This window comes from Paenibacillus sp. JT22N1 (assembly GCF_059692155.1).
The window spans coordinates 14,151-27,164 of the sequence record NZ_JCAUAW010000016.1 but is presented as its reverse complement, the minus strand read 5'-3'; the positions used below and the strand labels follow the sequence as shown (position 1 = coordinate 27,164).

10 protein-coding genes are annotated in these 13,014 nt (G+C 46.0%); all 10 read left to right on the top strand.

Annotated features, from left to right (window positions below; genetic code table 11):
* Positions 1-891, top strand: coding sequence for a carbohydrate ABC transporter permease (locus AC58UU_RS27540; protein ID WP_497320413.1), 891 nt, complete (start codon positions 1-3; stop codon positions 889-891).
* Positions 892-906: 15 nt separating this feature from the next.
* Positions 907-1,860 carry a carbohydrate ABC transporter permease gene (locus AC58UU_RS27535; protein WP_497320411.1) on the top strand — a complete coding sequence of 318 codons (954 nt, stop codon included), beginning with the start codon at positions 907-909 and terminating at the stop codon, positions 1,858-1,860.
* A 30-nt stretch (positions 1,861-1,890) separates the two neighbouring features.
* On the top strand, positions 1,891-2,940 hold the full coding sequence (locus AC58UU_RS27530) for a family 20 glycosylhydrolase (protein WP_497320410.1): 1,050 nt from the start codon (positions 1,891-1,893) through the stop codon (positions 2,938-2,940).
* Between the two features lie 26 nt (positions 2,941-2,966).
* Entirely contained in the window at positions 2,967-5,732 is a 2,766-nt protein-coding gene (locus AC58UU_RS27525) for an alpha-mannosidase (protein ID WP_497320409.1), read from the top strand.
* Positions 5,733-6,213: 481 nt separating this feature from the next.
* Positions 6,214-7,068 carry an ABC transporter permease gene (locus tag AC58UU_RS27520; protein ID WP_497320574.1) on the top strand — a complete coding sequence of 285 codons (855 nt, stop codon included), beginning with the start codon at positions 6,214-6,216 and terminating at the stop codon, positions 7,066-7,068.
* Positions 7,069-7,088: 20 nt separating this feature from the next.
* Positions 7,089-7,961 carry a carbohydrate ABC transporter permease gene (locus AC58UU_RS27515; RefSeq protein WP_497320408.1) on the top strand — a complete coding sequence of 291 codons (873 nt, stop codon included), beginning with the start codon at positions 7,089-7,091 and terminating at the stop codon, positions 7,959-7,961.
* A gap of 57 nt (positions 7,962-8,018) precedes the next feature.
* Positions 8,019-9,698 (top strand): type 2 periplasmic-binding domain-containing protein, encoded by a 1,680-nt coding sequence (locus tag AC58UU_RS27510; RefSeq protein WP_497320406.1) that lies wholly within the window; start codon positions 8,019-8,021, stop codon positions 9,696-9,698.
* A 127-nt stretch (positions 9,699-9,825) separates the two neighbouring features.
* On the top strand, positions 9,826-10,905 hold the full coding sequence (locus AC58UU_RS27505) for a Gfo/Idh/MocA family protein (RefSeq protein ID WP_497320405.1): 1,080 nt from the start codon (positions 9,826-9,828) through the stop codon (positions 10,903-10,905).
* A 27-nt stretch (positions 10,906-10,932) separates the two neighbouring features.
* Complete coding sequence (locus AC58UU_RS27500) at positions 10,933-11,955, top strand: Gfo/Idh/MocA family protein (protein ID WP_497320404.1); 1,023 nt, start codon at positions 10,933-10,935, stop codon at positions 11,953-11,955.
* Positions 11,956-12,061: 106 nt separating this feature from the next.
* The gene (locus AC58UU_RS27495) at positions 12,062-13,009 is read left to right on the top strand and encodes a sugar phosphate isomerase/epimerase family protein (protein WP_497320402.1); all 948 of its coding nucleotides are present in this window, start codon (positions 12,062-12,064) and stop codon (positions 13,007-13,009) included.
* Positions 13,010-13,014: the final 5 nt, after the last annotated feature.

Genomic DNA, 13,014 nt, shown 5'->3' with positions numbered 1-13,014 from the left:
TTGCGGAAAAAAAGATTATCGTTGGAACAGACGAAAGCGTGGTACGGCGTTTTGTTCGTATCTCCCCTCATCCTGGGGATGGTCATGCTTTTTCTGCTGCCGCTCATTCAATCGTTCCGATTCAGCTTAAGTTCCATACAAATGGTAGAGGGCGGCTTTGCCGTACTGCCTAAAGGAATTAGCAACTACGCCAGCTTATTTACCTCCAATCCGGATTACCCTCGGTTATTGGTGGAAGGTGTCGTTAACATGGTTGTGAATGTGCCGATTATCATTATTTTCAGCCTGTTCGCAGCGGTGCTATTGAATCAAAAATTTAAAGGGCGCGCCCTCGCACGCGCGATCTTCTTTTTGCCGGTCATTCTGGCGTCGAGCGCTCTTGCTAATCTAGATATCAGCAGCTTCGTAGGAGGTTCGGCTCTCAGTGGGAGCGGAGACGGTTCTAATATGCTGCAAAGCTTTGAGCTCAAAAAAATGCTGCTGGATTCGGGCATTGCTCCTATCGTAGTCAATTACATCACTGATGCTGTAGATCGAATTTATGAAATTATCAGTTCGTCTGGTGTGCAAATTTTGATTTTTTTGGCAGGGCTTCAATCGATCTCCCCTTCCTTATACGAGGCATCCAAAATCGAAGGAGCAACGGGATACGAGATTTTTTGGAAAGTGACGTTTCCGATGATGTCCCCGCTCATATTAACGAACCTGGTCTATTCCATTATTGATTCCTTCAGCAGAAATAAAATCAATACGCTCATTTCACAAACGGCGTTCAAAACCTTCGATTTCGGTTTAAGTGCGGCAATGTCCTGGGTGTACTTCATTGTTGTAGCTATCATCCTTGTCATCTCCACTGCGCTTGTTTCAAGAAAAGTATTTTATTACGACTGATGGAGGGATAGGACTATGAAATCGCAGGCTGTACGTATGGACGGATGGATTAGCAGGCGTAATCCGCTGGAAAAGGCGAAAAATTGGACATGGCAGATCATACGCGCCGTCTTGGTGCTCGGTTTTTGTTATATTATTTTGTTTCCCATATTTTTAAGACTATCGGTTGCCTTTCGTGGCAGAATCGACATTTATGATCCAACTGTGCTGTGGATTCCCCGGCATTTTACATTCGAAAATTTGAAAATTGCGATCTCAGCAACAAACTATTTGTCAGCTTTATGGAATACGTTCCTTATCTCGTCTACGACAACGCTGATTCAGGTTTGTTCTTGCGCGTTGGCGGGATACGCTTTTGCGAGATTGAAATTTAAAGGCAGCGGGCTGTTGTTTGGTCTGGTCATTTTCACCATCGTCGTGCCGCCTCAAACGATCATGATTCCGCTCTATTTAACATACCGGTATTTTGATCTTTTCGGATTAGTCGGGCTATTTTCAGGGAAGAGCAGTATCAATCTGATCGACACGTTTTGGCCGTTTCTTATCTCTTCTGCTACAGCGATGGGGCTGAAAAACGGGCTTTATATTTATATTTTCCGTCAGTTTTTCCGGGGTATTCCCAAAGAAATCGAAGAAGCCGCCCTCGCGGACGGAGCGGGAATTTTCAAAACCTTTTACAGGATTATGCTGCCTAACGCCATTCCTGCCGTTGTCACTGTCGTTTTGTTCTCGTTTGTATGGCAGTGGAACGATAGCTATTATGTGTCTCTGTTTTTGAGTAAAGTGAAGGTGCTTTCGACACAGCTGACGGATATGGGGCCAGCCCTCGGTAAAGAGCCGGATCCGGTGTACCAGTCAATGCTGCTAAACACGGGCGTACTGCTGATGATGGGACCTTTGATTGCGTTGTATTTGTTCGTTCAGCGTTATTTCGTGGAAAGTGTGGAGCGTACCGGTTTAGTAGGTTAATAAAGATAAAGACAGGGTGGAGGAGAAACAGTGAACAAAGATGGATGGCAGCTGAAAGGATTCCATATGCGCTTCGGATCGCATGAGGATGTTAGTAATTTAAAGCGAGTGATTGAGGAAGCCTTGGCGCCTATGGGCGTAAATGTTTTGATACTGGAATGCAACACTTCATTTCAGTTCCAATCTCATCCGGAAGTATCGGGTGGCACTTTGACGAAGGAAGATGCGAGGGAACTGTCCAGTTTATGTAAGCAGCACGGCATCCGATTGATTCCTTTGTTTGATTGTTTGGGGCATCAAGGTTGGGGAGGATCGAGGAATTCGCTTCTGCGCGCACATCCGGAGTTCGACGAAACCCCGCATGTGCCGACGGATGCCAAGTGGCCAGATTTTTATTGCCCGAGCTGGTGTCCATCCCATCCGGACATTAATCCGCTCGTGTTCGATCTGATGGATGAGCTGATCGATGCTTTCGAAGCGGATGCGCTGCACGTCGGCATGGACGAAGTGTTCGCCATCGCGGATGATGGGTGCCCACGGTGTCGTGGGAGAAATAAGGCGGAACTGTTTGCAAAAGCAACTAACGATTATTACGAGCATTTGGTCCGTAATCGGAAGGTGCAGATGCTCATGTGGGCTGATCGGTTAATTGACGCCAAAGGCATGGGGTATACAGAGTTTGACGGCGACATTTACGGCATTTGGCCGGCCGTGGATCTTATTCCGAAAGATATCATATTGTGCGATTGGCACTACGATAAATTGGATGCTTATCCGTCCGTCGGGCATTTGCTCGACAAGGGATTTGAAGTGTGGCCCAGCTGCTGGAAAACACCGGAAGCGGCCCTTGATCTGCTCGAGCAGTCTATCCGCCAAGCGGAAGAGCAGGGGGCGATTGACCGCATGCCCGGCATGTTGGTGACTGGTTGGAACGCCAACGGCGCCAAGCTGGTGACGGCGCTGCTGGGAGATGGGGACTTAGGCGAGGATACGGGCGATATTAAGGGCATTGCTGCTACGCTGAAAACGGTCATGGAGGCGCTCCGACTACGGACAGAGCATCTTGAAGCAAAGAGATGACATTACATAGAAATGGAGACAACGCCATGACACAGTCCAAAACCGTACATATTATTTCGCATACACATTGGGACAGGGAATGGTATTTGCCCTATGAAAAGCATCACGTATTGTTGATCAAGTTAATGGATACGTTGATTCAAACCCTTGAGCAAGATGATGGATACCGCAGCTTTCATCTGGACGGACAAACGATCATATTAGAGGATTATTTGCAGATACGACCGGAAATGAAGGAGACGCTTGAGCAATTGATTCGCAGCGGACGCATTCATATCGGTCCATGGTATATTTTGCAGGACGAATTTCTTACGAGCAGCGAAGCGAATGTGCGCAATTTGTTAATTGGTCACCGCGATGCTAAAGCTTATGGGGTCATTTCGAAATTGGGCTATTTTCCGGATTCTTTCGGCAACATGGGGCAGGCACCGCAGCTGCTGCGGCAAGCAGACATTGAGAACGCCGTGTTCGGACGCGGTGTGAAGCCGACGGGATTTAACAACGAGGTATCAGAAACTCAGGCTTACGAATCTCCGTATTCAGAGATGTTTTGGGAAGCGCCTGACGGCTCCAAGGTGCTGGGTATTTTATTTGCCAATTGGTACAGCAACGGGAATGAGATCCCTGTGAATCCTGAAGCGGCATCCAAGTATTGGGATCGAAAACTAGCAGAAGTATCCCAATATGCTTCTACACCGCATTGGTTGTTCATGAACGGCTGTGATCATCAGCCTGTGCAGACTGATCTGACGGATGCGATCGGCACAGCCGAGAAGCTGTACCCGGACATTCGATTCATTCATTCTAATTTTGAAGATTATTTAAGTGAAGTGAACCGGACGATCCCGAGTGACCTATCCGTCATTCGCGGAGAGCTGAGAAGCCAGCATACAGACGGCTGGTCTACGCTCGTAAATACGGCATCTTCCCGCGTTTATATCAAGCAAAAAAATCAAGAAGGCCAGACACTCTTGGAAAAAGTGGCAGAGCCTTTGGCTGCCTTTGCTTACCAAGCAGGATGCCCATATCCCCATCATCTGTTTACCTATGCCTGGAAAACATTGATGCAGAACCATCCGCATGACAGTATTTGCGGGTGCAGCGTTGACGAAGTGCATGCCGAAATGATGACGCGTTTTGAGAAAAGCAAGCATGTAGCTGAATCTATCGTTCAAGATAGCCTGACTTGGTTGGCGGAACGAGTGGATACTTCGGCTTTTGCCGGTTACGGAAAAGAAGCGGCGCCGTTTCTAGTAACGAATACGACCGGGTGGGAACGTAGTGGTACCGTCACCGTGCAGCTGGAATTAAACAGGATCTACTTCCGTGATGGCAGGGATTTCCGGGATATGAGACAGGACTTGAAGGATAAGAGCTTGGACGATTATGTGTTGGTAGATGTGAATGGGAAACCTATTCCTTTTGGATTAGAGGATATGGGAATTCACTTTGGGTACGATTTACCTGACGACAAATTCAGGCAGCCTTATTTCGCTCGTGCCGTCCGTGTGACCTTCGAAGCGGCTAATGTCCTAGCTTTGGGGTATAAAACGTATGCATTGACCCGCGATGCCTCATTAAAGCAGCAACTTTCGCCGACTTCTTTAATCGTTGGTACACACGCGATGGAAAATGAATATTTGAGTGTCCAAGTCGCTGAAGACGGCTCGCTGACGGTAACGGAGAAGCTTGAAGGAGCTGTATACAAAGGCTTAGGCGTTTATGAAAATACGGGAGATATCGGCAATGAGTATATGTATCGCCAAGCTTGCGGAGACACGGCTGTGACTACGCGAGGTATACCGGCATCCATTCGTATTCAGGAAGATACGCCTTACCGAGCTAGCATAGAGATCGTTCACGAGTTGGAAATACCGGCATCTGCTGAGGAATTGTTGGAAATGGAAAGAAAGGAATTGGTCTGGTTTACTCAACGCAAATCGGCGCGATCTGACGCAAAGATTGTTTTGAAAATCACGACCGTCGTATCCTTGGATAAAAACGGAAAGAGCGTTGATATTGCGTCAACATTTAATAATCATGCCAAAGATCACCGTTTGCGAATGCTGTTTCCTACTGGTTTGGATTCAGAAACCCATTTTGCTGATTCCATCTTTGAAGTGCCGGAGCGGAGCAATATAACGACAGCCGAATGGAAAAATCCGAGCAACTGCCAGCACCAGCAAGCATTCGTAATGGTGGCGGGGGCGCGGCAGGGGCTTACTATCGCCAACCGCGGTTTGAACGAATACGAGATCGTTCGAGAAGATAGCGGCCAAACCATTGCGGTCACACTGCTTCGAGCTGTAGGGGAACTAGGCGACTGGGGATACTTCCCAACGCCAGAAGCACAGTGTCTAGGCGAACACACTGTGCACCTATCCGTTATCCCTTATGCGGTGCCTGTCGAGACGATGGAAGAAGATCCGCTAGTTCATGGCTCCGGTGCCATACAGGCTGCCCATCAATATCAAGTTCCTTGGTCCGTAAGGCAAACTGAGGTACATCATGGAGAACTGCCGCCAATTTACACTTTTGGGGGCTGGGAAGGTCAAGCTATGGTTTTCTCCGCCATGAAAGTTTCCGAGGAGACAGGGGATATCATTACGCGGTGGTATAACATCTCTGCACAAGAGCGAGCTCTGAAAATAGATCTCCCTGAGAAGTTCCATCATGCTTATAAGAGCGATATTCTTGAACGGCGTTTGGATCGTCTGCAGCAGGAGGGATCGGAGCGTTTGTCCGTATCCGTTCGTCCAGCAGAAATCGTTACGATTTGTTTTGAACGATAAAGTAAAAGAAAAAAGACTGTTTCAGAAGCGGATGCCAAGTCCGTATATGAAATAGTCTTTTTTTGTGGATTCGTGCAAAATGATTAGTAATTGACTATATTTACCTGATGTTATGTTTACAGGTTTTTGAGAAAATGGAGAATTAGGAAGGTAAGTTGTACAACGTACAACAATTTCCTTGATTTCTAGTGGGCAAGCTAAGGATGTTTATCAACCTATACAATTCGATTAATGATGGCGTAAGCTGTCTTTTTTTATTTGGACACACATACCCAATGAATTTATAGTTTTTCCTATAATTTTTTAAGGGTTTTTAGGATCAAAACTTTTATTATAGGTTTATAACATTGAAGTAAGGAGTGAAGCAGCCTTGAACGGAAATATCAATGAAGCTCCTAGACTCCCCCTAACGGTAAGTCAGCAAAAAGCATCGCAGCTGAGACGAAGAAGGAGATTGAAACAAAACATTCCGCTTTTTATCATGCTTTTCCCTGTCATTGCTTACTACATTCTGTTCAAATATTGGCCGATGGGCGGACTTGTAATTGCTTTCAAAAATTACAATTTTGCTGATGGTATTTTGCACAGTCCATGGGTTGGCCTGAAAAATTTTAAAGTTTTGTTTTCCAGCGCCAGTACGCTCCAAATTATATGGAACACCTTTTGGCTCAGCTTTTTGAATTTGGCGGTTGGCTTCCCCGTTCCCATCTTCCTGGCCATTCTGCTCAATGAAGTAAGAAAGACATGGTTTAAAAAATGGGTTCAAACGATCGTCTATCTGCCGCACTTTTTCTCTTGGGTCATTGTCGCAGGTCTCGTGTTGTCCTTATTTGCAACCGACTACGGCTCGATCAATAAGGTGCTCAAGCTATTCAATATTGAGCCTATAACTTTCCTTTACGAGTCGAAATCCTGGGTTGCCGTATTCGTTGGTTCGGGGGTTTGGAAGGAAATGGGGTTTAGCACAATTATTTATTTGGCCGCTCTGACGAACATAGATCCTGCCCTTTACGAGTCAGCAGGTATGGACGGCGCTACGAAGTGGCGGCAAATTTGGCACATTACGATTCCAGGCATTCGTCACACGATCATCCTGCTGCTCATTTTGGCTATGGGTCAATTGATGGAGGTCGGCTTTGACCAGATTTATAATCTACAGAACTCAGCGGTTGCTGACGCGTCGGAAGTCATAAGTACTTATATTTATAAAATAGGTTTGGGAAATGCGCAATTTAGCGTAACTACGGCGATGGGGCTATTCGAATCCGTCATTGGCTGTACGCTCGTACTGGTAGCTAACAGGATCGCCCGCAAGTTTGACCAAGCTTTATTCTGATAACGAGGAGGGGCATCCGCATGAAAGCGACAAAAGGTGAAAAAGTTTTCTACGCAGTTAATTATGTTGTACTCGGGGCAATTGCCTTAACCTGTTTACTGCCATTTATTCATATCATAGCGCTATCAATGAGTGAGCGTTCGGCCGTAGATTCGGGACATGTCTTCTTCTGGCCGGTAGGCTTGCAGTTTACGGCATATAAGGTTTTCTTTCTAACAAGTCCGGCTTTCTCTGCTTTTAAAAATAGCATTATCATTACAATTATCGGTGTTGCACTTAGTATGGCGGGAACGGTATTGGCAGCCTATCCGTTGTCGAGAAGCTATTTGATAGGACGACGCAAATTTGTGCTTGCCATGGTGTTTACAATGTTGTTCTCAGGAGGGTTGATCCCTACTTATCTCGTTGTAAAGAACCTATCTTTAATCGACTCCTATTGGTCTCTGTGGCTCACCGGGTTTATCAGCACCTATAATATGCTGCTCATGAAAAGCTACTTTGAAAATATACCGCATGAAGTGGAAGAAGCAGCGCGAATTGACGGATGCAGCGACGTGTCGCTCCTCATTCGAATCGTATTGCCGCTATCGCTTCCGATGCTGGCTACTTTAGCCTTGTTCTATGGAATTAACTATTGGAATGCATTTATGAGCGTTCTGATGTACATCAATAATAGTGACATGCAGAATTTGACGGTCGTTGTCCAAGCGATGCTGCAAAAGAACGATATCTTGAATTCACCTTCCCTGGTATCAGAGGAGCAGCAAATGGTTGCTACGGAAATGGTCAAATCTGTCGGCGTTGTCGTTATGGTTGTCCCGATGCTGATCGTTTATCCGTTTCTGCAAAAATATTTTGTCAAAGGCGTTATGCTTGGTTCTGTTAAGGGTTAAACCAAATGGGGTTCCACGTTTACCAAAACTTTTCAATATAAACAGGAGGGTTTGCGCATGAAAAGAAAGTTGTGGATGGGAATGACAATAGGGGTTGTAGCATTAGGAGCAACGCTTGTTGGTTGCAGCAGCGACAAGAAAGAAGGAGCAGCAGCAGGTACTACGGCTACGAATGCTCCAAAGGAGTCAGCAGCTGCCAAACGCGGAAATGTTACCGTTTCCATGTATGATCGGGGAGGGGTTCCTGCGTCAGAGGGGAACTACGAGGAAAATCGTTGGAGCAAATGGATCAATCAAAACGGTCCTGTGAATGTGAAATACATTCCTGTCCTCCGAAGCGAGTCTACGAAAAAATTGAATGTTCTTTTTGCCTCCGGTTCTGCGCCTGATATTGTGAACGAGTACAACACGCCGTTTCGTAACAGCCTATACGATCAAAAGCAGCTGCTTCCCATTGACGACATCTTAAAATACATGCCTGAGTACCAGAAGTTGCTGGACCAGTATCCTCAGTTGAAGAAAGCGGGGACGAAACCGGACGGCAAGCTGTATGAAGTCGGTAAAGTAAAAGAAGCAGTCATACAGCACATGTTATTGATTCGTACCGACTGGTTGAAAAAGCTGAATTTGAGCATGCCGACAACAACGGAAGAACTTATGAAAGTAGCCAAAGCATTTGCTGAGCAAGATCCTGACGGCAATGGCAAGAAAGATACGTACGGGATGAATATGAGCTACTATTCTGAACAAGCCATCAACGAGATTTTCGGTGAAAATTCGTCAAAAGATTTGATTGCCTGGGGAACTAAGGATGGAAAAGTAATCCCTCTGTGGGACAATCAGTTGGCCTCCCTGACCTTCAAGAAGAAGCTCTATGACGATGGCATTATCGATAAAGATTACATCAATGATAAAGACGGTGCAAAGGCAAGACAAGACTTCCTGAATGGTAAAATCGGCATTTACGTTAAATTTTCCGGCGGCGTGTATGATCTTGTTATGAACGACTTTGCTACACTGAAGAAAAATATGGCAGGCGCGGAAATTGCTCCGTTAGGCTACCCGCAATCGCCGCTTGGAACATTTACCGGTGGTGTTGATAATCCTGTGCAAATGACGACTGTTGTGAGCGCCAAGGCGAAGGAGCCGGAAGCTGTCGGCCGCTATCTTGATTTCATGATGAAACCGGAAACCGCTTTGAAGATTACTAACGGAGACGAAGGGACACATTGGAAGAAGAGCGCCAATGGCTGCCGTGAGACCATCGATCCAACGAAATCGAAAAATGAAGTCGGCTACGCTTTAGACTACGAAATGTTCTACTCTTCAGGAACAGATAAGTGCAACTTTACGATAAACGGATTTAATACTGCAGTACCAGAACAGAAAGTCGGTTCGGACATGTATAAAGAACTTCAGAAAATTTATTTCGATTCGCAAAGACAATACCCTGGAATGACTCATGGGGAACATATGCCGGTCTATCCTGCTGATCTCCAAACTCTTAATACAACAATTCTTAAAGAGCAAAACGACATTTTTGTTAAGGCCATCATCAGCGGTGCGAAATACAGCCCGGAACAAGCGATTAAAGACGCACAAGCGGCATGGGATAAAGCCGGCGGCAAGCAGCTTGAAGACTTTATGAACAAATGGTATGCGGAAAATAAAGATAAAGCGTTCCTTGCTAAGGATATTATGGCAATTGCGAGACAGCAAATGGAGCAAGTGAAGTAACTGATTAAATGAGGGAGCTGGACATGGATATGCGAGTGCCTGCCCATGCAGACATCGCTAAGATGTTCAGCTTCATTCATTATTCGTCAGCTTAGAGTCGGTGATCGCATTATGGGGGGAACTAGGAATGAATAAGGTTAAGGTAGCTATCATTGGCTGTGGCGGCATTGCAACAGGTAAACATTTACCCAGCTTAAGTAAAATTGAGCAAGTAGAAATTATTGGTTTTTTTGATGTCGTGCTTGAACGCGCTCAGCAAGCAGCAGAGAAGTTTGGTGCTCCCGGAGCGAAGGTGTTTGAGAACTATTATGAGCTTCTTGCTGATGCTTCGATTGACGTCGTTCATATCTGCACCCCGAATGATTCGCATGCAGAGATTTCTATCGCAGCTATGGAAGCAGGCAAACACGTCATGTGTGAAAAACCGATGGCCAAAACGGCTGCCGATGCTCGGCGTATGGTTGAAGCTGCCAAGCGTACAGGTAAGAAGCTGACCATTGGCTACAATAATCGCTTCCGTGCGGATAGTCAGTATTTGAAGAAAGTGGTTGAAGACGGCGATCTAGGCGACATTTATTTTGCCAAAGCGCATGCTGTTCGCAGGCGTGGGGTTCCGACTTGGGGTGTATTTCTGGATGAAGACAAACAAGGCGGAGGCCCGCTGATCGACATCGGTACGCATGCGCTCGATTTGACGCTGTGGATGATGAATAACTATGAACCTAAGGTGGTGCTTGGCACCGCTTATCATAAGCTTTCACGGAAAGAAAATGCCGCTAATTCCTGGGGTCCTTGGGATCCTGAGAAATTCAAAGTGGAAGACTCCGCATTTGCGATGATCGTGATGAAAAACGGTGCGACCGTGATGGTGGAGGCGAGTTGGGCCTTGAATACATTGGATACGAAGGAAGCTAAATGTACGCTTTGCGGTACAGAAGGCGGAGCCGACATGCAGGATGGCTTACGCATAAATGGTGAAAACCACAGTCGTTTATACGTCAATCAGCTGCAATTCGATGCCAAAGGTGCAGACTTCTACGAGGGTAAAAAAGAGAGCATGTCGGATAAAGAAATCCGTACATGGATTGATGCTGTAATGAACGATAAGCAGCCTATTGTAACGCCTGAGCAATCGTGTGTAGTTTCTGAAATTCTTGAAGCCATTTACGAATCCAATAGAACGGGAAAAGCGGTCTATTTTGACTAAAATAACCCGAAATGAGGCCATTCTTTCATGATTAGAGTAGCGATGTTGAGCTTTTGGCATGTTCATGCAAAGGATTATGCACGTCTAGCCGCCGAGCACCCGGGTACCGAAATTGTGGCTGTATGGGATGAAGTTCCCGAACGAGGAAGGCAAAAGGCAGAGGAGCATGGCGTTAGCTTTTATGCCGATTTGCATGCGCTTCTGGCTAATCCGGATATCGACGCTGTAATTGTGGATACTCCTACGAATCGGCATCGGGATGTCATCATCGCAGCAGCCAAAGCGGGTAAGCATATCTTCACAGAGAAAGTTATAGCCACCACGACGAAGGAATGTAATGAGATATTGGCTGCGGTTGAGACAGCTGGGGTTAAGCTAACGGTTTCTCTCCCTCGGCTATATACCTGGTTCACACAAGCTGCACATAACTTCATTCGGGGTGGTCAGCTTGGCACTATAACAACGGTTCGTATACGGCTTGCTCATAACGGAGCGTTGCGAACTGAGAAAAATCCGAATGGTTTACTCCCGTCCCATTTCTTTAATTTAGAGGAGTGCGGAGGAGGGGCATTGATGGATCTTGGCTGTCATCCGATGTACTTGACACGCTTATTCCTAGGCTTACCAGAAAGTGTTAGTGCAAGCTTCGGCTATATCACGGAGCGAGAAGTTGAGGATAGTGCGATAGCGACTTTACGTTATCCTAATGGAGCTATAGGCATTGTTGAAGCGGGATTCGTGAACAACTACTCCCAATTTGATATTGAGGTGCAAGGAACGGAAGGCAGCCTCATGTACACAAGAACGGATGATAAGCTTTTAGTCCGAAGCCACAAGCTGGAAGGTAAAGGAGCAACCGGATGGCAAGAAGTCACCGATCTGCCAGCGAATCTCCCTTCTCCCTTTGAACAATGGGTGACACATATTCGAAATGGGACGACAGCATCTGAAAATATACAAATAGCCCTTGATTTGACCCGTTTAATGGAAGCTTCGACTTTATCGGCACGCTCAGGTGCTGTATGTAGGCTGAGTGACCTGGCGGAATAAAGAGACTTTCTTGAAGAAAGGCCAGATCATTCCCTGCAAAGAAATAAGGGTAATCTGGCTTTTCTTTTTCTAAATGATGAAAACAATGCTCTAAGGAGGAACGGACATGCTGGACAAAGGGGAATACTCATTTTCTACCTGCTGGAATATTAAAAAGCATTCGATTGGAAGGAACATGATAGAGGAGATCAAGGAGCTCGGTTTTCGTCAGGTGGAACTGAACTATAACGTGACGGAAGAGATGATGAAGACGATTGAGCCGATGATCGAAAAAGGGGAAATTGGTGTATCCAGTGTGCACAATGTGTTTCCTTTCATCAATGACAAGGATTACGATACGGATTCTGTCATGCTCGGTTTCGATGATGAGGTGAAGCGCAAGCGATCCGTGGAGCTATTAATTCGGTCTATGGAATACGCGAACCGCTATGGAGCGAAGGCCGTTGTCGTACATCCAGGCGAAGTTCCTTTCGAATATAACATTGATTTGGATTTGAAAAAGCTTTACAGGGATCACGGGAAGGATTCACCGGAGTATCAAAAGCTTTGGAAGATCATGTCCGAAAGACGGGAGCGGTTGAGTCCGCTCTACACCAAGCGAATTCAAGACAGTCTGGAGGAAGTGAGCGAGCATGCAGCCAAACAAGGATGGTCTGTAGCCATCGGCATCGAAACGCGCTCAAGATCTTATCAGATGCCGACCTTAATGGAGGCGAAAACCATTTGCGATAACCTGAAAGGCAGTCCGGTTTACTTATGGTACGACATCGGTCATGCCATGATGATGGATCGGATGGGATTGTACGATAATCTCAAGGAGCTGCAGGAAGTGAAGCGCTATATTTATGGCGTACACATCCATGAAACGTTAGAGCTGTCCGATCACTGGTGTCCTTATATACACAGTAAAGATCTGCAATACTTTGATCATTTTCTGGAGGCGATTGATTTTGCCAAAGTCAAAGTGTATGAACTGAAGGCTTTTTGCGAGCCGGATGAAATTGATGAAAGTCACAGGCTTATTACGAGTAAAATTGCAGCTATGAAAGGTTAAAAGGT